The sequence below is a fragment of the Dolomitihabitans soli genome (assembly GCF_022213955.1).
Taxonomy (GTDB): Bacteria; Actinomycetota; Actinomycetes; order Streptosporangiales; family Streptosporangiaceae; genus Streptosporangium_A; species Streptosporangium_A soli.
The window spans coordinates 98553-121031 of sequence record NZ_JAKNTW010000018.1; the positions used below are offsets into that span (position 1 = coordinate 98553).

Here is a 22479-nt window from a genome sequence, read left to right on the forward strand (position 1 = left end):
GTCAGCGCAAGCTGATCATAGGAGGTCGTTCCGGAACGGTGACGTCCCGGACGACGGGCTCGTGGCGGGCGGCTTCGCGCCGGAACTGGGCCAGCGTGGCCGCCGGCTCGTAGCCGGGCAGCACGATGCCCTGGCGGGCCAGCCGCGCCCAGGCGGTGTGCATGATCTGCGCGGCCATCCCGCCGAGGGCCTCGGTCGACTGGTGGGAATGGACCCGGCTGCCGAGATCGACCTGGGCGAGGGCGTCCAGACCGGCCAGTTCGAGCAGGTCGACGAGCAGCCCGAACTCCACTCCGTACCCGGTGACGAAGGGCACCCGTTCCAGCGCCGAGCGCCGCCCCGCGTACTCGCCCGCGAGTGGCTGGACGAACCCGGCGAGCCGCGGCCAGTGCAGGTTGAGCAGCGGCCGGGCGACGAGTTCCGTGACCCGCCCGCCGGCCATCGGGACATCCTGCAGCGGCCGGTCGTAACAGCCCTTGACGTAGACCACGGCTGGGTCGGCGAGCAGCGGCCCGAGCAACCCGGTGACGAACGAGGAGCGGAACTCACGCAGGTCGGCGTCGACGAAGACCAGCACGTCTCCCGAGGTCACCGCGAGCGACTTCCACAACGCCTCCCCCTTGCCCTCCAGCGGTTCGAGACCGGGCAGGATCTCGTCCTGCGCGAAGACCTTGGCCCCGGCCGCCGAGGCGCGGGCGGCGGTGTCGTCGGTGGACCGTGAGTCGATCACCACCAGCTCGTCGACGAGCGGCACCGCCTCCATGAGTCCCGTGCGGATCGCCGTGACGATCTCTCCCACCGTCTCCTGCTCGTTCCTCGCGGGCAGGACGACGCTGACGGTCGCGGCTCCCTTGGCGTCGAGCAGCGCCCCCACCGGCCAGCCGTCCGACGAGGAGGTACGGCGGCGCGACCAGGCCTCCACCTCAGGAAGCACCCGTATCCCCCGATCGTCCACGTCAGTCCAGGGACAACCCTAGACAACCGTGGTGGAAAGGTCGTCGCTGGAGGTCGCCTTCGGCACCAGATCCGCCCGCGACGGCGGTCGCCTGTCATCCGTTGAGATAGTTCCTGAGCCCGGCGGCGAGTGAGGCGGCGATGCGTTCGCGGAAGGCCGGGCTCGACATCTTGGCGGCGTCACCGCGGTTACGCATGTTGCCGCATTCGACGAACACCGCGGGCCGGGTGGACAGGTTGAGCCCGCCCAGGTCGGTGCGGGTGTCCAGCCCCTTCTTCCCCAGATACGTCGAGTACGGCATGCCGGTGCCGTTCCGGTAGGCGTCCCGGATCGCGAGGCCCAGCCGCCGGGACGGCTTGACGATCGCTTCGTTGTGCCCCGCCACCAGACCGGGAAGGATCACGTGGAAGCCGTGCCCGCTCGCCGCGGCCCCGTCGGCGTGGATGGACACGACCGCGTCCGCCTCGGCCTTGTTGCCGATGGCGGCCCGTTCGGTGACGCATGGCCCGACCCCGGTGTCGTCCGGCCGGGTCAGCACGACCTTCGCCCCCCTCTTCTCCAGCAGCGTCCTGAGCCTGCGTGCCACATCCCAGGTGAACGCGTGCTCGGGGTAGCCGGCGTCGGTCTCGGTCCCCGTCGTGTTGCACGGCTTCCGCCCGGTGATGATGTCCACCTGCCGGTTGATCTCGTCCGGATGCGCGGCGTTGCCTCCGTTGTGGCCGGGATCGATCGCGATCACCTTCCCGGCGAGCACCGGTCCGGCCGTCGGCGCCTTCGCCGGCACGGAGGCGGTCGCGGAAGCGGTCGCGGAAGCGGTCGCGGAAGCGGTCGCGGAGACGGTCACGGCGGCCGGCACGACCGGGCTCCGTGCGGCCGGAGCCCCTCCGCACGCGGTGGACGACACCACCAGCGCGGCACAGATCATCGCTCCCGTTCGGTGAACCCGCATGCCATGTACGGTACCCACCGGGTTCGCGCGCCCCGGTCCGCAATCACCCTGGTGACGTGCCCGATTACGGAGATTCCTCGATCTAGGTACCCGGATCGCAGGGAATCAGGTGGCCTGCCCCGACCGCGTCCGGGTCGCCGACTCGACTCGGGGATGCTGCTCGCCGAGCGGGGCCACCAGGGCACCATGCGCGCGACTGACGGCCGATTTGCCAGGAAATCCATAGGATCGAGTGATTGATGAGACGGTCCGGCACCGGTTAGCTTGCTGTGCAACCCTCAACTCCCCCTGTTGTAAACGAGGCTGTCATGTCAATGACCGCAACTCTCCGGCGCGTGCTGGCGGTGACGTCAGCCGTCGTGCTGAGCGTGGTCGCGGCGTCGCAGGCGGGCGCCGGAACGACCACCGCGCCCAAACGGCCGAACATCGTCTTCTTCCTCGTCGACGACCTGTCGGCCGAGCTGATCGAGTACATGGACACCGTCAAGAGCCTGGGCGAGAACGGCACGGCCTTCACCGGCTACTACGTGTCGAACTCGCTCTGCTGCCCGTCGCGGGCCTCCACGTTCACCGGCCGGTTCCCGCACAACACCGGTGTGCTCACGAACAAGGGGTCCGACCACGGCGGTTACGCGGCGTTCGAGAAACACGAGAGCAGCACGTACGCGGTCTCCCTCGAACAGGCCGGCTACCGCACCGGCTACCTGGGCAAGTACATCAACGAGTACCCGGTGGGCGCGGACTACCGGGTGCCGCCGGGCTGGGACGAGTGGCACGTGGCCGCGGGCGGCGGCTACAACGAGTTCAACTACCAGCTCACCGGGTACGTCCAGGAGGAGACTCCGGGCGAGAAGCCGATCGATCCCTCCGGCGGCAAGTACCTCGTGGACGTGCTCGGGCAGCGGGCGTCCGACTTCATCGAGCGCTCCCGCGAACACGCCCCGGGCAAGCCGTTCTTCCTGCAGGTCGCGCCGTTCTCGCCGCACTCCAGGGTCGGCATGAAACCGGGCGAGAAGGAGCCGCTGTTCCCGCCCGCGCGCCGCGACCGGCCGAAGACCGAGTGGCCGGCCGGGCAATTCCCGCACGGCGACTGCGGCGGGCCCGACTGCAACGGCATCGACGTCAGCACGCTGCCCGCCTTCGACGAGGACACCGCCGACAAGCCCTCGTGGGTCCGCAGGCAGGCGATCGGCACCGACGACAAACTGGTCAGGCAGTTGCGCCAGGACTTCCGCAACCGGATCCGGATGGTGCAGTCCGTGGACGACATGGTGGAGCGCGTCCTGTCCACGCTGACCGCCGCCGAGAAGCGGAACACCTACGTGGTGTTCACCTCCGACAACGGCTTCCATCTCGGCCAGCATCGCCTGGTTCGCGGCAAGTCCACCGCCTACGACCACGACATCCGGGTGCCGCTGCTGGTCAAACGCCCGGCGGCGGGGCGACAGGGCGACTTCGTGACCGGCCGGATCGCGCAGAACGTGGACCTGTTCGCCACCTTCCTGGACATCGCGGGGGCCGACCGGGCCACGCGCGACAGCCGCGACGGCCGCAGTCTGCTCCCGCTCGTCCAGGGCCGCAAGACGCCGGACTGGCGTGACGCGGCCCTGATCGAGCACGTCAAGCCGAACCCGGCGGCCCCCGGCACAGCCGACCCCGACGCCGACGGCCTCAAGGCGGGCAACGCGCAACCGCCCACGTACACCGCGGTGCGCACCACCGGCGACCTCTACGTCGAGTACGAGGGCGACCCGAAGCCGGAGTACTACGACACCGTCACCGATCCGCACCAGGAGACCAACGACCCCGACAACGCCCGTACGGCCGACCTCGGCAAGGCACTTCAGGGCCTGAAGAACTGCGGCCGGCCCGGCAACGCCGACTGCTGGACCGCCTCCCACCTCGGCTGACACGTCACCGATTCGGGGCCTGCCCGCGAAGGGCGGGCCCCGGCCCCCTTACCGGCGGGCCCGAACAGGCAGGACGGGCCAGGTCACCGCGTCGTCGCCTGCCATGGACCTCGGCGACCGCCGGCGGGCCCAGCGCGAGAAGCGCCGGGGCCGGACTCCGGCGTCAGCTCGCGGCGTGGCGTTCCAGGAAGGTGTAGACGTCGGCCTCGTCCACGCCGGGGAAGGAGCCGGGCGGCAGGGCCGCGAGAATGTGGGAGTTGGCGCGGGCGGAGGGCCAGGCGTAACCCTCCCAGCGCTGGGTCAGCTCGACGGGCGGGCGACGGCAGCACTCCCCCGTCGGGCAGGCGGACTTGGTGCGGATCGTGGTCTCGCGACCCCGGAACCATCGGGATTCGCGGTACGGCACGCCGAGGGTGATGGCGAAGTCGCGCTCCCGGGACGGATCGACGTGGGCGACGCAGAAGTAGGTGCCGGTGGGCGAGTCGGAGTACTGACAGTAGGCGGAGAACCTGTCGGCGGACAGGAAGACCTGACGGCCCGACCACTGGAGGCACATCCGCTGCCCCTCGATCGCCCCCTGCTCGTCGGCGGGGAAGACGATCCCGTCGTTCTCGTACGCCTTGTAGATGATGCCGCCCGCGTCGTTGCGCACGAAATGGCAGGTCAGATCGAGGTGGGTGGTGGCCAGGTTGGTGAAGCGGTGGGCGGCCATCTCGTAGGAGACGGCGAAGACGTCGCGCAGGTCCTCCACCGACAGGGCCCTGTCCTGCTTGGCCTCGCGGAGGTACGGCGCGGCGGCCGCCTCGGGGACGAGCACGGCGGCGGCGAAATAGTTGGCCTCGGTGCGCTGACGGAGGAAGTCGGCGAAGTCACGCGGCTTGTGGTGGCCGAGCGCGAGATGACCGAGGGTCTGCAGCAGGATCGTGCGCGGGGAGTGCATGCCGAGCTGCTCGTGCTTGACGTAGATGCGGCGGTTGCGTAGGTCGGTGATGGATCGCACGGTTCGCGGCAGGTCCTGGGCGGTGTGCACGGTGAACCCGAAGTGGGTCACCAGGGCCGAGATCGTGCTCTGTGACAGCGCGCCGGAGCGATAGCCCACCGCGGACAGGGCCTCGGCGGCGGCCTGTTCGATCTCCACGAAGTAGTTGCCCCGCTCGCGCTGCATCCGGCGCAGCTCGGCGTTGGCGGCCCTGGCCTCCTCGGGGGTGGCCGTGCCCTTCGCCTGCCGGGAGCGCAGTTCTTCGTACAGCCCCAGGATGTGCTCCAGGACGTCGTTCGGCACCCGGGCGGAGACCTTCAGCCGGGGCAGGCCGAGCCCGGTGTAGATGGGGTCGCGTTGCGCCTCCTCCAGCGCGATCTCCAGTTGCGCCCTGCGGTTGGGGGCCTGGCGGCGCAGCAGTTCCTCGACGGGCACGTTCAGCGCGGCGGCCAGCGATTTCAGCAGCGACAGCTTGGGCTCGCGCTTGCCGTTCTCCAGCAGGGAGAGCTGGCTGGGCGCGCGGCTGACCCGCCCACCGAGGTCGGACAGCGTGAGGCCGCGCTGTTTGCGCAGGTGGCGTAGCCGCTGTCCGAACGCGATGAGATCGAGCTCCTGCGTCAAAGACAGCGGTTCTTCGCTCACCAGAGATGCCATACCAGGATCTTAGGTGAAATTTCTGGGCATCTTCCAGACACGCCCGGCCGAGCTGGGGCGAGTCAGTGCGATTGGTCTAGTCCATAGCGAAAACTCAAGGATTCTTCTCCGCTGAATACTGACAAGTCTTCACTCTAGAGAAATTTCGCAATAATTTCCGAGATTGTTCGACTGTTCGTCCCTCTGCGATCTGCACACACTCGAATCAGGCACCCAGGGGACGACAAAGGAGTGAACGATGAACGATCGCCTCAAGGGAGCAGCTGAGGAGCTTCGCCACGAGTGGGAGACCGACCCGCGGTGGAACTCCATCGAACGGACCTACACCGCGGACGACGTGATCAGGCTGCGGGGCTCCGTCCAGGAGGAGCACACCCTGGCCCGGCTCGGCGCGGAGCGGTTGTGGGGACTGCTGCAGACAGAGGAGTACGTGCACACGCTCGGCGCGCTGACCGGCAACCAGGCGGTGCAGCAGATCAGGGCCGGCCTGAAGGCGATCTACATGTCCGGCTGGCAGGTGGCGGCCGACGCCAACCTCGGCGGGCAGACCTATCCCGACCAGAGCCTCTACCCCGCCAACTCGGTCCCGGCCGTGGTCCGGCGGATCAACAACGCGCTGCTGCGCGCCGACCAGATCACCTGGTCCGAGGGATCGGCGGACGCCCCGCACTGGCTGGCCCCGATCGTCGCCGACGCCGAGGCGGGCTTCGGCGGGGTGCTCAACGCCTTCGAGCTGATGAAGGGCATGATCGCCGCCGGTGCGGCGGGCGTGCACTGGGAGGATCAGCTCGCCTCGGAGAAGAAGTGCGGCCACCTGGGCGGCAAGGTGCTGATCCCGACCGGCCAGCACATCAAGACGCTCAACGCCGCCCGGCTCGCCGCGGACGTGTGCGGAGTGCCCAGCCTGATCATCGCGCGGACCGACGCACAGGCCGCGACGCTACTGACCAGCGACGTGGACCCGCGCGACCAGCGTTTCACCACCGGTGACCGGACCGCGGAGGGGTTCTACCGGGTCCGCAACGGCCTTGCGGCGTGCGTCGCGCGCGGCCTGGCCTACGCGCCGCACTCCGACCTGCTCTGGATGGAGACCTCCACGCCGGACCTCGACGTGGCCCGCCAGTTCGCCGAGGCGATCAAGGCGGAGTTCCCCGACCAGATGCTGGCCTACAACTGCTCGCCGTCCTTCAACTGGAAGCAGCACCTCGACGACTCGACCATCGCCAAGTTCCAGCGCGAGCTGGGCCACATGGGGTACAAGTTCCAGTTCATCACCCTGGCCGGCTTCCACTCGCTCAACCACTCCATGTTCGACCTCGCCAAGGGCTACGCGGAGGACGGCATGACCGCCTACGTCAGCCTGCAGGAGGCGGAGTTCGCCGCCGAGGCGGCCGGCTACACCGCCACCCGCCACCAGCGCGAGGTCGGCACCGGATACTTCGACCTGGTCAGCACGGCCATCGCGCCCGACTCCTCGACGACGGCCCTCGCGGGCTCCACCGAAGCGGAGCAGTTCGAAGCGGCTCACTGACCACTCTCGAACTGGGCTCGTCCGGACCACCTCCAGGGCATGGGACGGTTCCCCCGGACGGCCTCACGACCAGGTCGAAACGCCCCGCCGTACGGAGTCTCCCCCCCGGACCCCGTACGGCGGGGCTTCGTCGTCGCGTCAGTGCGGGGCCGGAGGGTGCGAGTGGCGGGCGTCGCGACCGCGGTCGGCGGTGACGGTCGCTGCGGGCGGCCGTCAGACGCGCAGCGCGCGGACGGACCAGCGGCCGTCGAGACGGTCCAGGCGGAGTGGGCGGCCGAAGCAGGCGGACAGGTTGTCGCCGGTCAGGATCCGGTCGACGGGGCCCGCCGCCATAATGCGGGAGTCACGCATCAGCAGGGCGTGGGTGGTGGTGGCCGGGACCTCTTCGAGATGGTGGGTCACGGTCACCGTGGTCAGGCCGGGACGGGTGGTGGCGAGGTCCTCGACCGCGAGGATGAGGTCCTCACGGGCGGGCAGGTCGAGGCCGGCGGACGGCTCGTCGAGGAAGACGATCGCGGGATCGGCCATCAGCGCGCGGGCGACCCGGATCCGGGCGCGTTCGCCCTGGGAGCAGACGGCGAACGGCCGTTCGGTCAGATCCTTGCAGCCCAGCTCGGCCAGCAGCCGGTGCGCCCGGTCGTGTTCCGCCGGGCCGTACCTGTCCCACAGGGGCGCGGCCGTGCCGGTGTGACCGGTCAGCACGACGGTGTGGGCGGTCGCGCCCTCCTCCTCCATCAGCGCCTCGTCGACGAGACCCTGGCTGGCGGCGACCAGGCCGATGTGGCGGCGCAGCTCGCGCAGGTCGACCCGGCCGAGCCGGCGGCCGAGTACGGTCGCGTTCCCCGCCGTCGGGTGACGCACGGAGGCGGCGATCGACAGCATGGTGGTCTTGCCCGCGCCGTTGGGCCCGAGGATCACCCAGTGCTGGCCGTACTCCACCCGCCAGTCGACCTCGGCGAGCAGCCAGCGGCCGCTCACCCGGACACCCACCCCGGCCAGGTCCACCGCGGCACCCGTCCGGTCCGGCACGATCTCGTCGATCATCTGCGGCTCCTTTCCCCGGAGAAGGATAGGAGGTCGGCGCCGGGAACCAGGCACCGGTATCTCGGGTGCGGACCATCAGAGCCGCAATGCCCAGGTGGGAGAGCGGATCAGGCAGCAGACCGACGCGGGGCGCGTGCCTTGCCCCGATCCACCTCGGCATGCCCGGCCTGCGCACACCCAGGACCGCTGCCGCCAGCCGATCAGACAACGGTTGCACTTGGGGCCCGGTCCGTCCCAAAGCCTCTGATCTGCAGCTCTCTGAAACCGAATCGGTGATGCCAGAGGGATCACGGCGAGATGTTGCGGAGAGCGAGAGCCGCTCCGACTGCCGCCTCAGTACTGTCACTTCGCATGACCGACACCGAGATCGAGATCACCGCAGACCTGGTCCGCGACCTGCTGCAGGAGCAACATCCAGACCTTGCAGGGCTGGCCATCCGCGAGGTGGCGGGCGGCTGGGGCAACCAAATGTGGCGCCTCGGGGACGAGTTGGCCGTGCGCATGCAGCGCATGGACCCCACCCCGGAGCTCCAGCTCAAGGAGCGGCGGTGGCTACCCGTGCTGGCCCCGCGCCTGCCGCTCCCGGTGCCGACCCCGGTGCGGTTCGGCGAACCGTCCGAGCGCTTCCCCAAGCATTGGACCGTGATGACGTGGGTTCCCGGCGAGCCGCTGGACCACGGCTCGATCAGCCGCGGCGCCCACGCGGCCGACACGCTGGCGGGCTTCCTCCAGGCGCTCCATGTGGAGGCGCCCGCCGAGGCGCCGATCGCTACGGACCGCGGCGCCCATCCCAGGAACTGCACGGACGGCTTCGAGAGCTTCTTCCAGGCCGTTGCCCCCGATGACATCGCTGCCGATGTCCGGGCCGTCTGGGACGACGCCGTTGCGGCTCACGCGTGGGAGGGCCCGCCGGTGTGGGTGCACGGCGACCTCCATCCCGCGAACGTCGTCGTCTCGGACGGAACGCTCTCGGGCATCGTCGACTTCGGTGACATGTTCGCCGGCGATCCGGCGTGGGACCTCGCCGCCGCCTGGGTGCTGCTACCCGCGGGCACGGCCTCACGGTTCTTCGACATGTACGCGCATGCAGACGAGGCGGCGATCCGGCGCGCCCGCGGGCTGGCCGCTATGAAGAGCCTCTTCCTGATGCTCATGGGGCAGAACGGAGATCGGGGCCTTCCCGGCGGCAAGCCGAACTGGGGACCTGCAGGCCGGGCGGCACTTGATCGTGTTCTGAAGGGCGTTTGACGCACGCTGCTTTGACTTGTCTCGATCTTGGTTGAGGGCCATGCGGCAGTCACCTGCGTGGATTCATCGATCACCACGCGCGGTGGGGATGCCAAGGTCCACGGCCATATGCTGCCCGTGGCCTCGACCGAGCTGAGTGAGCTTGTCTTGGGCGTCGGCCAAGCTGACGCGGAGCCCTTCGACTTCGCCGAGCCAGCCTTCACGTTAGGCCTCGGCAATGCGGGCGATGAGGTTATCGCGGATCTCCTCCAGTCGGCCGCGCTGGGCCGAGTCCGGCCGCAGGAGCGAACATCTGACACATGCATGCTTATGAACACAAGGAGTTGAGAAGGCTCGGCCCCTCGCTGACCAGGCGTGAGGGTTGCGACGTGGTGCTGGTCCGTGAATGATGATCGGCAGCTCAGGCGAAGGAGCACTGTGGACTTCACGATCAGATATGAACCCGCTCCCGACGAAGTGGCGCGGGCACTACGCCAAGGTCTCAAACGGCAACTCATCACGGTCTATCGGATTTTGCCCTCGGTCCTGGTCGTGGCAGGACTCGCTTGCATCTGGGCCGATGCCGTCTTCATGGGTGTGGGCATGCTCGTCGCAGCGATCGTGGCTCCCTTTGTGGCGACCTGGGCGATCCGCCGGATCGCCACGCGACAGCTCGCCTACATGTGCGTACCTACTACGATTCGGGTGACCAACGACGGGTACGAATGCCGAACCGACCAGTACAGCACCACAATGCAGTGGTCCATGTTCGGGCAAGTCGCGACAACTCAAGAGTTCTGGCTGTTCTTCGTGAGCAGGCAGCCTGCGGCGTTCCTCCCCAAATGCGCCTTCGACAGCGAGCAACAGGCCGAACTCAGTGACTTCCTGGCCGCACGGCAGAATGCGGAAGCCTCCTGAGCCGGCTATCGCCCGATGACCACGTCACAAGATCAGCGACAGAGCCGGCAAACGTGCAGAGGTGATCAGGGCGCAGGCCGCTGTACCAGGATGGTGGTCACGAAGCCTCTCAGATAACGTTGATCAACTTGACCGGAGATGGTTCGTGGCACGTCGACATGCCTTCGGCGCCAGGGCCTCCCGACCGCAAGGAGTGGGAGGAACCAGAAGCATCCGGTCCAGCGTTCCGTGATCGTTTGAAAGGATCGCGGCATGACGATCGAGGATCTGGTGACTCGTCTGCTCGCCGCCACTCGTGCCGCCTTCACGCAGGCGCGTCAGCTGCACCCAGATGAGTCGTTCTACTGCTACGCGCTGTACACCGACGCGTTCGCCGCCTACATCTTGCCGACCTGCAGCTCTGAGGAGGGGTTGCGGCAGGTGGCGCGCCGGTACGCCGACGAATTCGGGGACACCGTAGCGGAGCAGGCGGATGGTCTCCGCTGGAATCCGCCGGACTGGCCGCACCACATGCTCGGGGAAGAGCACTTCACCGGTGTTCTTGAGCTGCTCGAAAGCCGTGGTGACCCATGGCAGCGCGATGACGACGGCCTCGACGCCGAGGTGAACGCCCGCTTCGAGGCGTGCTTTCGCGCGCTGGCCCTCCTGGATGCGGAGGGATTCTTCGGCCAGGACGCCGAACGCGACCGGGTGATCGTCACCCTGCTCCAGGGCGACCAAAGCGACCGAAGCCGGCTGGAGAACGCGCGACGACTCAACCCGCCCGCCGCTGTCGCGCGCCTGGAGCGCTACCTGAACGTCCCCAAGCCCATCGGTGACTTCGTCACGCTCGGATCGAAAGGCGCCTACCAGATCAACGCCCTGGCATACGCGTCCGATGCAAGACTGCTGGTGGCGTGCGGCTCCCACGGTGAGCTGTTCGCCTGGGACCTGAACGACGACCGTGAACTCCCGGCCACCGCACGTGAGGCGAGCTACCGAGGCGCCGCGATCTCGGCGGACGGCCGGACGCTGCTGGTCACCGACCACAAGCGGCTGCTGCGCGTCGAACTGCCCGGCGGTACGCGCCACGACCTGGGCATTCCGGACGCTCGCGCCATCGCGGTCTCCCCTGACGGCGCCATCATGGTCGCCGCCTGCGACGGGTTCGTCCAAGCGCTCGCCGTCGCCACCGGACAGGAGCTGTGGCGGCTGGCCCGCCCGGCGTCCGGCCTGCAGTTCAGCGGTGACGGGACGCTGCTGGCGTTGACCGGCGACGTAGGCGTCAAAGGCGTCGCGCTGGTGGACGCGTCCGACGGGTCATTGCGGCGGGATCCGGAGTTGATCCGCGCCGCCCCGCGGATATGTTCCTGCCTGGCGTGGTCCTCCGATGACCGAATCCTGGCGACCGCGGACCAGAAGTCGGGTCACATCCGGCTGTGGCATCGGCGAGACGACGGTTTCGCCGCCGGGCGGACGTTCGAGCCGCCGTCAGCCGATGCGTCAGGTCCCGGCAAACCCACGGACCTGGCCTTCTCGCCCGACGGGACGCTGCTGGCCTCGGCGCACGACAATGGCGACGTCCACACCTGGGAGGTTGGCACCGGTCGGCACCTGCAACGACTGCGCGGAGTGCAGGAATCCATGACCGCTGTCGTCTTCGTCGACGGCCGTCGCCTCGCCGCCGCAGGCCGGGATGTCGACGCCGGCCCGCCCGTCTATCTCTGGACGATCGCGGCCGGGTGACCGGATCAGCCGCGTCGGTGCGCGAGGACGGCGAGGACGCGACGGTGGTCGCCCGGGGCGGGTGGCAGATCCAGCTTCAGCAGGATCGAGCCGACGTGCATGACGACGGCCGCGGATCGTCGCCGGAGCGTCTTCGGGGAAGACTCCCAGCGTCCGCAGTCGCAGGTAGAAGTCGACCTTGTGCTGCCCGCCGCGGACGTGGACCCGACGTTGGGTGTCGAACAGCAGCACGCAGTCCCCGACAGTGATGTCGCTGATGAGCCCGCCTGGATCCTCACCCACCACCCACCTCGACCTCGAATCCCGCGTCCTGTTCGCACCATGAGGCGTGTCGGTTACCTGAAGTCGTTGTTCGTGCTGTGAGCGGGGTGGCGGCCAGGTGCTGAGGAGTGGAGCGTCCGGCCGGTCCCGTGCGGGTCGAGGGCGGCGGTAGCGGTCTTGAGTAGATACTCCGCCCATGGGTCGCCGTCTGGATCTTCTCGTCAAACCGTGAACGGTCAGCGCTGGGAGACCCAGTGCAGCGACAGGTCCGTGGCCTTGCGCTCGGCCCTGATCTCCATCCACTCGCCGAGGATCGTGGCGTGGTCCATGACGACCAGGGCGCCCTGGTCGTCATAGGTCGCCCGTTCGCTGACGAAGACCGGGCTGCCCGCCGGGTGCTGCAGCCGCGCCGCGACCAGGGCGGTGAGCAGGGCCGGCCTGATCCGTTCAGTCGCCCGGTGCACTCGGGCGCCGACGTCGACGAGCGCGGTGTACAGCGGGGTCTCGGTGAAATCGGTCCCCTTGATCGCCGAGGCGTGCGGCTCGACGATCCAGGAGATCTGGTGGACGGCGGGCCGGCCCAGCAGATGCCGTACGCGTGCCAGCCGGAGGGCCCGGCGGTCGGCCGGCGCGTCGCCCAGCAGCCGGGTGAGCGAGCGCGGGGCCTGCCGGATCGCGGCCGACAGCACCTCGGTCCGCAGGGGGTAACCCTGCCTGCGCAGGTCGTCGCCGAGACTGCGCAGCGTGTCGAGGGGGTACTCCGCACTGGCCGACGTCACATAAGTGCCGCGGCCGGCCCGCTGGACGATCAGATCCTCGCCGCTGAGGACCTGCAACGCCTGCCGCAGCGTCATCATCGTCACGCCGTAGAAGGCGCTGAGCTCACGCTGCGCGGGCAATGCCTCGCCCGCGCGGTAGTGGCCCGACTTGATCTTGTGGGTCAGGTCGTCGGCGATGGCGCGGTAGCGGGGCGTACTACTCATCTGACTCCCTGGCCGAGTGCGCGTCGAATGCTCGCCACATATTCTCCCAGCTCGCGTGGCCGGGCGCCGTCGAGGAGCTTGCGCATCAGCGCCGAAGCCACCACGACGCCGTCGGCATGACCCGCCAGCTCGGCGGCCTGCGCCTGGTTGGAGACCCCGAAACCGAACAGGACCGGCCGGTCGGTGAGTTCCTTGAGCTCGCGGCCGAGCCGGGCGGCCTGCTCGGGAATCTCGCCGCGCTCTCCGGTGGTGCCCATGCGGGTCACGGCGTAGACGAAGCCCCGGCTGCGCTCGGTGATCTCGCGCAGTCTGGCCCGGGAGGAGGATGGAGCGGCGAGCAGCACGAGATCCAGGCCCTCGGCCGCCGCGGCGTCCGCCAGCTCCCCGACCTCCTCCAGGGGCGAGTCGGGCACGATCAGCCCGCGCAGCCCGCTCGCGGTGAGCGCCGCGCAGAACTCCGCGGCGCTCTGCTGCACCACCAGATTGCTGTAGGTCATCGCGATGAGCGGCACGTCGACGTCGAGCGTCGCGACCTCCTCGAGGATCCCCCTGACCGTGGTCCCGGCCGCGATCGCCCGGTCGGAGGCCTCCTGGATCGTGACGCCGTCCAGCATGGGATCGGAGAAGGGGAAGCCCAGCTCGACGGCGTCGGCTCCGGCGTCGGCGTAGGCGTGGACGACGTCCGTCCACCCGGGGGTGACCCCGGCGGTGACATAGGGCACCAGCAGGGGACGCCCCGTGCCACGGCGTGCGATCAGGAATTCTTCCAGGGAATCGGTCACAGCAGCTCCTTGATGGAGGCGATGTCCTTGTCTCCCCTGCCGGAGAGAGTCAGCATCACGGTCGACCCCGGCGCGATCTCGCCGGACTTGGCGGCCCGGATCACCCAGGCCACGGCGTGCGAGGACTCCAGCGCGGCCAGGATCCCCTCGGTACGGGCCAGGCAGAGCAGCGCCTGGACGACCTCTTCGTCGTTCACGGTCTCGTAGCGGGCGCGGCCCCCGTCGCGTAGATGGGCGTGCTCGGGGCCGATCCCCGGATAGTCGAGGCCGGCCGCGACCGAATGGGCCTCCGTCACCTGGCCGTCCTCGTCCTGGAGGACCAGCGAGCGGACACCGTGCAGCACCCCGACCCTGCCGAAGGTCGCCGCCGCGCCGCCCTCGGCCTCGACCCCGATGAGCCGGGCAGTGGTGTCGACGAAGCCGGCGAACGTGCCCGCGGCGTTGGAGCCGCCGCCGACGCAGGCGACCACGTAGTCGGGCACACCGACGGGGAGTTCGGCGGCGCACTGGGCGCGGGCCTCCTCACCGATCACCCGCTGGAACTCGCGCACCATCCACGGATAGGGATGCGGGCCCAGCACCGACCCGATGCAGTAGTAGGAGTCGTCCACCGATGACACCCAGTGCCGCATCGCCTCGTTGCAGGCGTCCTTGAGGGTGCGGCTCCCGGTCGTGACCGGCACGACCTCCGCGCCCAGCACGTTCATCCGCACAACGTTGAGCTCCTGCCGTTCGATGTCGCGCTCGCCCATGAACACGGTCGCCTTGAGGCCCAGGAGCGCCGCGGCGGTGGCCGTGGCGACACCGTGCTGGCCCGCGCCGGTCTCGGCCAGCAGCCGTTCCTTGCCCATCCGGTGAGCGAGCAGCGCCTGGCCGATCACATTGTTGATCTTGTGTGAGCCGGTGTGCGCGAGATCCTCGCGTTTGAGGAACAGGGTGATGCCGAGCTCATGGGAGAGCCGCCAGGCGGGGGTCAACGGAGTGGGACGCCCGGCGTAGACCGTGAGCAGGGTGTCGAGCCTGCTGCGGAACTCGGGGTCGCTCCAGGCCTCGCGGAACGCCGCCTCGATCTCGTGGCAGGCCGGGATCAGCGACTCCGGCACGTACCGCCCGCCGTAGGTTCCGAACCGGCCGACGGCGCCGGGGTCGCTCATCGCGCGGGCGGCGGCGGGCACCGTGACGCCCTGCCGACCGGACCAGGACATCTCGCCCATGATCGTCTTCTCTCTCTCGACTGTTCTAGAACAGTAGCTCAGAGCCGCCGATCTGCAAGCCCCGGATCCGGGGGACCAGTAGCAATCGCGAAATCCACGACCCGCCTCTGACCTGAGGAAACTCTCGCCGTCTGGGGCGGCCTCCGGCGTGCTCGCAGGTCAGGACGCTGTGGTCGGCGCAGAGGTGTCCGCTCTGCCGCCGCAGAGGGCCGCATCGGATACGGGATTCCGCGGTCGCTGGAGACCCGGTCCTCAGGCACGCCGAGCGCGAACCGCGTCTCCCGCAGAACCGTCCCCCCGGCGGCAGGGAGCGCAGGTCAGGAGGAGAGCGTCGGGGTCGGCGTCGGAGTCGGAGAGAGGGTGGGAGTGACGCTCGGGGTGGGTGACTCGCCGTCGCCCCACTGGGGTTCGGTGCTGATGTCGCCGGAGGGGACGGGCCCTCCGGTGGGGTGGCAGGGCGGAGGTCCGCCACGGCTGTTCGTGCAGCTCGGGTCGTCGTCGGGCGGCAAGGGGTCGGCGAGGCCGGTGCCCTCCGGTTCCGGCGCCGTCCAGGTACGGGCCGGGGTGGGACGCGGTTGCCCGCCGGTCGGCGGATGGTCGGTGGTCGCCACGACCACGCTCGGCAGTCCGGGGGTGACGATCGCGCCCGGTCCGCTGGAGGTCCCCGCCACCCTCGTCACCCGGCCGGGACGGGCGGTGGCCGGCAGCGTCCCGGCGTCGGGCGCGACGAGCGGTGCCTGGGCCACGTCGTCGAGACCGGCCCCACCGCCGCCGCCCGTGGCCGCCACCACGGCCACGGCCGCGATGGACACCGTCGCCAGCGCGGCGAAGCCGGCGTGCGACAGCCGGCCGCCGCGCCGGCGCGCGCCTCTCCGCCGCGCGGGTTCGAGCCGCCCGGCCGGGTCCGGCGGGGCGGCGGGCACCGGACCCAGCCGCACCCGCCTGCCGCTCGCCGGGTACGGCACGGGCGTCCAGATCTCCTCCAGCACCTCGCCGACCGCCTCCCGCAGATCCCGCGGGGCGCCGACGCCACCGGCGGCGAGCAGCGCGCCGAGCAGCTCGGCGGCGGACGGGCGCTCCGCGGGAGCCTTGGCCAAGGCGGCCTCGACCGCACGGGCCAGCAGCGCGGGCACCCCCGTCAGCCGTGGTGGCTCGATCATGATCCGCCGAGTCACCACGTCGAGCTCGCCCGTGCCGAAGGGGTGGTGACCGGTGGCCGCGTACGCGACCAGGCAGCCCCAGGAGAACACGTCGGAGGCCGGTACGGCGAGCCCGCCGGTGAGCCGCTCGGGCGCCACCCAGCCGGGCGAGCCCATGACCTGCCCGGTCCGGGTGTGCGCGGAGAGCGTGTCCACGTCCCTGGCGATGCCGAAATCGATCACCCGGGGACCGTGCGGCGACAGCAGCACGTTGCCCGGCTTGAGGTCGCGGTGGACGAGTCCGGCCCCGTGCACGGCCACCAGGGCGGCGGCCACGCCGAGCGCCACGCCGTACGCCAGGTCGGGGGTGAGCGGGCCGCGGGCCGCGACGACCTGGGAGAGCCCGGGGCCGGGGATGTACTCGGTGACGAGGTAGGGCCGATCCCCGTCGATGCCGTCCTCGACCACGGCTGCCGTGCAGAACGGGATCACGCGGCGGGAGTGTTCGATCTCCTCGGCGAAGCGGGCGCGCAGCGTCGGGTCGTTCAGGTGGACGGCGTGCGGAGTCTTCAGGGCGGCCAGCCCGCCCCCGGCCCCCTCGGCGAGGTAGACGATGCCCATCCCGCCGGCGCCGAGACGGCCGAGCATCAGGTAGCGTCCGACGATGATCGGATCACCCACGGTGAGCGGGCGCACGCCTGGCGGCATGCCGCCCTCGGAGCCGGGTCCACCGCGAGCCATCCGGGTAGCGCCTCTCCGTTGTGGGATACGGCAAGCACACTGTGACCGGATATGAGCGACATTTGCTGCTAAGCGGAGACAAGAGATATGGCAGGTAAGACGACTGGTCCCCTCGGGTAAGTCACCGATGGGACCAGGTGGACCGCAGGGGCTGGACGTGCTGCTCTGCCGTACGCCGCGGGGTCAGGAGAGCCAGCCCGGCGTGATCAGACCGGCCTCGTAGGCGAGCACCACCACCTGGGCGCGATCACGGGCGCGGAGCTTGGTCATGATACGGCTGACGTGGGTCTTCACCGTGGCGGGACTGAGGACGAGGCGCTCCGCGATCTCGTCGTTGCTCAGCCCCGAGGCGATCAGCGTCATCACCTCCCGCTCACGCTCGGTCAGCCCGTTCAGCTCCGGGCCGGGCGCCGGCCTGCGCACCCGGGCGGCGAACTCCGCGATGAGCCGGCGGGTCACCGAAGGCGCGATCAGCGCGTCGCCCCGGGCCACCACCCGGACCGCGTGGATCAGCTCCATCGGCTCCGTGTCCTTGACCAGGAAACCGCCCGCCCCCGCCTTGAGCGCGCCATAGACGTAGTCGTCGTGCTCGAACGTGGTCAGGATGACCACCCGCACCGCGTCCAGCCTCGGGTCGGCCACGATGGTCCGGGTGGCCTCCAGCCCGTCGAGCTCGGGCATCCGGATGTCCATCAGCACGACGTCCGGCCTCAGCTCGCGCGTCAGCCGTACGGCCTGCGAACCGTCACCCGCCTCCGCCACCACCTCGAGGTCGTCCTCACCCTCCAGGATCGACCTGAACCCGGCCCGCACCAGGGTCTGGTCGTCGGCCAGCAACACTCTGATCATCGAGTTCTCACGTCCGTCTTCCCGGAATCGGCCAGCACGCCTGGCAGCTTAATCGCCGCGACACACACCGGGTTCCGCCCGCCGAAAACAAGTTGCCCGCCCTTTCGGCCACCGGCAAGATAGGACGGTTGCCCACGCCCACACCGCCGAGGAGGCAGCCTTCCTTCTCTATCTCCACCTCGCCGTGTACGGTTTCCGCCGCCACTCGACCTACCGTGCCGCCGCCATCGCGGGAGCGTTCACCAACACCGTCTTCGGCATCCTGCGGGCCTACATCCTCATCGCGCTCTGGGAGGCAAGGCCGGGCCTCGCCGGCTACGACGTGGCCGACGCGATCACCTTCTGCTTCCTCAGCCAGGCGTTCATCGGCCCGATGCAGGTCTTCGGCGGCGGCCTCGGCCTCGCCGAGCGCGTCCGCACCGGCGACGCCGCCGTCGACCTGGTACGGCCCGCCTCGCTGCAGTTCTGGTCGATGGCCGACGACCTGGGACGGGCGCTCTACCTGTTCCTGATGCGCAGCATCCCGCCGACGCTGATCGGTGCGGCGCTGTTCGGCATCGTGGTGCCCGCCGGACCGCTCACCTGGCTCCTCTTCGCGGCCAGCGTCGTCGCGGGGGTCCTGGTCAGCTTCGGCGTGCGCTACCTCGTGGCGCTGTCGGCCTGCTGGATCCTCGACGACCGGGGGATCCAGTCGCTGTCGCTGGTGCTCTGCCTGTTCTTCAGCGGGATGGTCGTGCCGCTGAACATCATGCCCGGCTGGCTGGGCACCGTGGCCAACGCGCTGCCGTGGGCGGCGATGGTCCAGGTGCCCGCCGACGTCTATCTCGGCAAGACCGACGTGGCGCACGCACTGGGCTTCCAACTCGGCTGGGCGGCGGTGCTGATCGCCCTGGGCGCGCTCGCCACCCGGGCCGCCCGCCGCAAGGTGGTGATCCAGGGTGGTTAGGACCTACACGCTGCTCGCCTGGACCTGGCTGCGCGCCGGCGCCCAGTACCCGCTGTCGATGGCGCTGCTCACCATCGGCACCTTCGTGGTGAGCGCCCTCGACCTCATCGCCATCTGGATCATCTTCGAGCACACCGGCACCCTGGGCGGCTTCACCCTCCCCGAGGTCATGTTCCTGTACGGCACGGCCATGGTCTCCTTCTCCCTGGCCGACCTGCTGTTCGGGAACGTCGACAAGCTCAGCGCGCACGTCAGGGCGGGCACCTTCGACTCCATGCTGATCCGCCCGGTGAGCCCGTTCGTGCAGATGGCGGTGGACAGGTTCGCCGTGCAGCGGCTCGGCAAGCTGGTGCAGGCGGTGGTGGTCCTGGTCATCGCGCTCCCCCAGCTGGACGTGCCGTCGTCGCGGGTGTGGATGGTGCCGGTGATGGTGTTCTGCGGGACGGTCATCTTCACCGCCGTGTTCACCCTGGGCGGGGCGCTGCAGTTCCTGCTCACCGACGCGCCCGAAGTGGCCAACGCCTTCACCTACGGAGGAAGCGCGCTCACCCAGTATCCGCTCAGCGTCTACGGGACTGATCTGGTGCGCGGAGTCACCTTCGTGCTGCCACTCGCCTTCGTCAACTGGCAGCCCGGGCTCTTCGTGCTCGGCCACGAGGACCCGTTCGGCCTGCCGTACTGGCTGCGGTTCGCCGCCCCTCTCGCCGCGCTGCTGCTCGGGGCGATCTCCGCGCTGGCCTGGCGGGCGGGCCTGCGCCGTTACCGATCCACCGGGAGTTGAAGATGATCGAGGTTCATCAGGCCGGCCGGTCGTTCACGATCAGCAGGCGTACGGGGCTGCTCCGGCGCGAACGGCGGGTCGTGCACGCCGTACGGGATCTGTCGTTCACGGTCGAGGCCGGCGAGTTCGTCGGGTATCTCGGGCCGAACGGCGCGGGCAAGTCGACCACGATCAAGATGCTCACCGGCATCCTGGCGCCGACCAGCGGCCACATCCAGGTGGCCGGTCTCGATCCCACCAAGCACCGTACGGCTCTCGCGCGGCGGATCGGGGTGGTGTTCGGGCAGCGGACGACGTTGTGGTGGGATCTGCCGCTGCGGGACAGCTTTGAACTGATCCGGCACCTTTACAAAGTAGATCGCGTCAAGCACCGGGAACGGCTCGACCAGCTCACCGAAGTGCTCGGGCTGGGCGAGTTCATGCGCACTCCGGTGCGGCAGCTCAGCCTGGGGCAGCGGATGCGCGGCGACATCACGGCCGCCCTGCTGCACGATCCCGCCGTGCTGGTGCTCGACGAGCCGACGATCGGGCTCGACGTGGTGAGCAAGGCGGCCATGCGCGGCTTCCTGCGCGACCTCAACGCCGAGCAGGGCACCACGGTGCTGCTGACCACGCACGACCTGGGCGACATCGAACGGCTGTGCCGCCGGGTAATGGTCATCGACCACGGCCGGCTGACCTTCGACGGCACCGTCGACGCCCTGCGGGCGACCGCGCCGGAGGAGTCCTCGATCGAGGACGTGGTCACCCGCCTCTACACCGCCGCCGAGAAGTAGCCGGGCGCCCGGAAGCAGCCGGGCAGCCGGGCGCTCAGAAGTAGCCGGGCACGGTCGCCTCCTCCTCCTCCTCGTACTCCTCGTCCTCCCGCCTGCGGCCCGCCCAGCGGGAGGGCATCAGGACGGGGAGGAAGAGGGCCACCCCGAGCATCGCGAAGACGCCGGTGGTGAGCAGGGCCCGCATGCCGTGTCCGGCCTCGACCACCAACGCGTGCATCGTCGGCTCGTCGGGAATCAGCGACACCGCGCGGTTCATGTCGAGGGCGTAGACGACGGTCCAGGCCAGCAGTGCCATCGACGGCACGAACGTGGCCAGCGGCGAGACCCTGCCCGCGATCACCAGCCCGAGCACCAGGCCCACCGCGGCCATCGTGCCCAGGGCGATCCATAGCTGAACGCCTCCCGACGTGGTCGGCGTGGTCGCCTCGACCATCGCCTTGTTCGTCGCCCATCCGCCACCGAACAGCAATCCGGCGGTGACGATCAGGCCGATGAGAAATCCTCCGATGTGCCGCATGTTTCCAACCACCTAGCGTTCAGGGGGCGGACGATCCTCGGTCGCGGGCCACCCTAGCGATAGATCACGCTTATGGTCATCCATTAGCCCAATGACACATCAGGGCGACAAGGGGCGAGTTGTCCGGATTTATCGCCTCACACAACTGTCGCACAGGTAACGCCCCCGGCCAGGGCCGGGCGTGAGAACATGTGCTCACCCATGCGCGCCCAGCTTCCTCTCCGGCTCACGCGGTCGGCCGCCTTCTCGGCTGTCTGCGTGTCCCTCGCCGCCCTCGGCCACAACCTGGCCGGCGGCACGGGCCCCGAGCCCTGGGCGGTCACGGCCGGCGGCACGGCCGTCATGCTGCTGGCGACGGCGCTCGCCGGGCGGGAGCGCTCGGCCGCCGCGATCGCCACCGGCCTGGTCGCCACCCAGCTCGTCCTGCACGAGCTGTTCGCCTTCGACGACCCCTCGGGGATCTCCCTGGCCCTGCACGGGCACGCCGGCGCCGGCCTGGGCGAGAGCGCCGGCATGCTCGTCGCGCACCTCACCGCCACGCTGATCACCGCGTGGTGGCTGGCGCGCGGCGAGGCCGCCCTGTGGTCGCTGTTGCGCCGCCTCGGCGCCGCGGCCACCCGGCGGCTCGACGCCCTGCTCCGCGCCACGGCTCCGGCCACTCCCCGCCCCGGGATCCGCCGGACACGCTCCCCCCGCGGCCTCCCCGCCGCCCTGCTCATCCGGCATTCCGTCACCCGGCGCGGCCCTCCACTCCGCGCCGCCTGACCCTCCGCAACGCCCTCTCGCGCGGCCTTCCGCGCGTCTTCGCAGGCCCATGCACGTTCCGAAGTGGAGTAACCGCAGAATGTCATTCTCCATCGCGTTCCGCCGGGTGGCGGCCGTCGCCGCCGGCACCGCCGCCCTTACCCTCGCGCTCGCCGTTCCCGCGCTCGCCCACGTCACCGTCAACCCGAAGACCGCCGAGAAGGGCGGCTTCGCCAAGGTCGCCTTCCGGGTTCCGAACGAGCGGGACGACGCCTCGACCACCAAGCTGGAGGTCGCGCTGCCCACCGACCACCCGCTGGCGTTCGTGTCCGTGCGCCCGGTGCCCGGCTGGAAGGTCGAGGTGCAGGAGAGCAAGCTCGACAAGCCGGTCACCACCGAGGAGGGCGAGCTCACCGAGGCGGTCACGAAGATCACCTGGTCGGGCGGTAAGGTCGACCCCGGGCAGTTCCAGGAGTTCGAGGTGTCGATGGGCTTCATGCCCAAGGACGTCGACCAGCTCATCTTCCCCGCGACCCAGACCTACTCGAACGGCGAGGTCGTCAAGTGGGTCGACGAGCCCAAGGCCGACGGCTCCGAGGCCGAACGCCCGGCCCCGCTCCTCAAGCTGGTGCCGGCCGCGGCCGACGCGGCGGCCCCCTCGCCCGCCGCCACGCAGGCGTCCGTCGCTCCGGTCGCCGCCACCTCGGCCGGCTCCGCGCCCGCCTCTGACGGCACCGCACGCCTGATCGGCGGTCTCGGCCTGGCGGCCGGCCTCATCGGCACCGCCGTCGGCGTCGTGGCCGTCCGCCGCTCTCGCGCCTGACCCGCGTCCCGCCGTACCGGTCCCGGGAGAC

The 22479-nt window shown here is 70.0% G+C and carries 20 protein-coding genes; 10 read left to right on the forward strand and 10 right to left on the reverse strand.

Features of this window, described 5'->3' with window-relative positions; translation table 11 throughout:
* Position 1: 1 nt before the first annotated feature.
* Together MBA17_RS29300 and MBA17_RS29305 are read right to left on the reverse strand one after the other, a co-directional pair.
* Positions 2-934: a glucosyl-3-phosphoglycerate synthase gene (locus tag MBA17_RS29300; protein ID WP_238499854.1), complete on the reverse strand. Its 933-nt coding sequence runs from the start codon at positions 932-934 to the stop codon at positions 2-4.
* Between the two features lie 115 nt (positions 935-1049).
* Complete coding sequence (locus MBA17_RS29305; RefSeq protein ID WP_238499856.1) at positions 1050-1904, reverse strand: N-acetylmuramoyl-L-alanine amidase; 855 nt, start codon at positions 1902-1904, stop codon at positions 1050-1052.
* Between the two features lie 314 nt (positions 1905-2218).
* On the opposite strand from MBA17_RS29305, the gene MBA17_RS29310 reads away from it, so the two are divergent.
* On the forward strand, positions 2219-3814 hold the full coding sequence (locus MBA17_RS29310; RefSeq protein ID WP_238499857.1) for a sulfatase family protein: 1596 nt from the start codon (positions 2219-2221) through the stop codon (positions 3812-3814).
* Between the two features lie 163 nt (positions 3815-3977).
* On the opposite strand, the gene MBA17_RS29315 is transcribed toward MBA17_RS29310, so the two are convergent.
* Positions 3978-5447 (reverse strand): helix-turn-helix domain-containing protein, encoded by a 1470-nt coding sequence (locus MBA17_RS29315; RefSeq protein ID WP_455432878.1) that lies wholly within the window; start codon positions 5445-5447, stop codon positions 3978-3980.
* A 238-nt stretch (positions 5448-5685) separates the two neighbouring features.
* Between MBA17_RS29315 and aceA the strand changes: the two genes are divergently transcribed.
* Complete coding sequence (gene aceA, locus MBA17_RS29320) at positions 5686-6978, forward strand: isocitrate lyase (RefSeq protein ID WP_238499859.1); 1293 nt, start codon at positions 5686-5688, stop codon at positions 6976-6978.
* Positions 6979-7191: 213 nt separating this feature from the next.
* Here aceA and MBA17_RS29325 read toward each other — a convergent pair whose 3' ends face one another.
* Positions 7192-8022, reverse strand: a complete 831-nt coding sequence (locus MBA17_RS29325; RefSeq protein ID WP_238499865.1) for an ABC transporter ATP-binding protein — start codon at positions 8020-8022, stop codon at positions 7192-7194.
* A gap of 351 nt (positions 8023-8373) precedes the next feature.
* On the opposite strand from MBA17_RS29325, the gene MBA17_RS29330 reads away from it, so the two are divergent.
* From MBA17_RS29330 to MBA17_RS29340, 3 genes are all read left to right on the forward strand, one after another.
* A complete protein-coding gene (locus MBA17_RS29330) occupies positions 8374-9270 on the forward strand; it encodes an aminoglycoside phosphotransferase family protein (RefSeq protein ID WP_238499866.1) in 897 nt (298 codons plus the stop codon).
* 417 nt (positions 9271-9687) lie between these two features.
* Positions 9688-10167, forward strand: coding sequence for a YcxB family protein (locus MBA17_RS50605; protein WP_238499867.1), 480 nt, complete (start codon positions 9688-9690; stop codon positions 10165-10167).
* A gap of 252 nt (positions 10168-10419) precedes the next feature.
* Positions 10420-11892, forward strand: a complete 1473-nt coding sequence (locus MBA17_RS29340; protein ID WP_238499868.1) for a DUF4303 domain-containing protein — start codon at positions 10420-10422, stop codon at positions 11890-11892.
* A gap of 497 nt (positions 11893-12389) precedes the next feature.
* Here MBA17_RS29340 and MBA17_RS29350 read toward each other — a convergent pair whose 3' ends face one another.
* The 5 genes from MBA17_RS29350 to MBA17_RS29370 form a co-directional block, all read right to left on the reverse strand.
* Entirely contained in the window at positions 12390-13136 is a 747-nt protein-coding gene (locus tag MBA17_RS29350) for a GntR family transcriptional regulator (protein ID WP_238499869.1), read from the reverse strand.
* Complete coding sequence (gene trpA, locus MBA17_RS29355) at positions 13133-13918, reverse strand: tryptophan synthase subunit alpha (RefSeq protein WP_238499870.1); 786 nt, start codon at positions 13916-13918, stop codon at positions 13133-13135. The genes MBA17_RS29350 and trpA overlap by 4 nt, the downstream gene beginning before the upstream one ends.
* Positions 13915-15123 (reverse strand): tryptophan synthase subunit beta, encoded by a 1209-nt coding sequence (gene trpB, locus MBA17_RS29360; RefSeq protein WP_455432879.1) that lies wholly within the window; start codon positions 15121-15123, stop codon positions 13915-13917. The genes trpA and trpB overlap by 4 nt, the downstream gene beginning before the upstream one ends.
* 326 nt (positions 15124-15449) lie before the next feature.
* Positions 15450-17012, reverse strand: coding sequence for a serine/threonine-protein kinase (locus MBA17_RS29365; protein ID WP_238499872.1), 1563 nt, complete (start codon positions 17010-17012; stop codon positions 15450-15452).
* A 183-nt stretch (positions 17013-17195) separates the two neighbouring features.
* Complete coding sequence (locus MBA17_RS29370) at positions 17196-17861, reverse strand: response regulator (protein WP_238499874.1); 666 nt, start codon at positions 17859-17861, stop codon at positions 17196-17198.
* 184 nt (positions 17862-18045) lie between these two features.
* On the opposite strand from MBA17_RS29370, the gene MBA17_RS29375 reads away from it, so the two are divergent.
* From MBA17_RS29375 to MBA17_RS29385, 3 genes are read left to right on the forward strand one after another with little or no spacing between them, the layout of a single operon-like run.
* Positions 18046-18807: an ABC transporter permease gene (locus tag MBA17_RS29375; RefSeq protein ID WP_238499876.1), complete on the forward strand. Its 762-nt coding sequence runs from the start codon at positions 18046-18048 to the stop codon at positions 18805-18807.
* Positions 18800-19588, forward strand: coding sequence for an ABC transporter permease (locus tag MBA17_RS29380; protein WP_238499877.1), 789 nt, complete (start codon positions 18800-18802; stop codon positions 19586-19588). The genes MBA17_RS29375 and MBA17_RS29380 overlap by 8 nt, the downstream gene beginning before the upstream one ends.
* 2 nt (positions 19589-19590) lie before the next feature.
* Positions 19591-20364, forward strand: coding sequence for an ABC transporter ATP-binding protein (locus MBA17_RS29385; RefSeq protein WP_238499880.1), 774 nt, complete (start codon positions 19591-19593; stop codon positions 20362-20364).
* 34 nt (positions 20365-20398) lie between these two features.
* On the opposite strand, the gene MBA17_RS29390 is transcribed toward MBA17_RS29385, so the two are convergent.
* Positions 20399-20881, reverse strand: coding sequence for a hypothetical protein (locus tag MBA17_RS29390; RefSeq protein WP_238499881.1), 483 nt, complete (start codon positions 20879-20881; stop codon positions 20399-20401).
* Between the two features lie 258 nt (positions 20882-21139).
* Between MBA17_RS29390 and MBA17_RS29395 the strand changes: the two genes are divergently transcribed.
* Positions 21140-21646 carry an MFS transporter gene (locus MBA17_RS29395; protein ID WP_238499882.1) on the forward strand — a complete coding sequence of 169 codons (507 nt, stop codon included), beginning with the start codon at positions 21140-21142 and terminating at the stop codon, positions 21644-21646.
* Between the two features lie 79 nt (positions 21647-21725).
* Complete coding sequence (locus MBA17_RS29400; RefSeq protein ID WP_238499884.1) at positions 21726-22448, forward strand: YcnI family protein; 723 nt, start codon at positions 21726-21728, stop codon at positions 22446-22448.
* Positions 22449-22479: the final 31 nt, after the last annotated feature.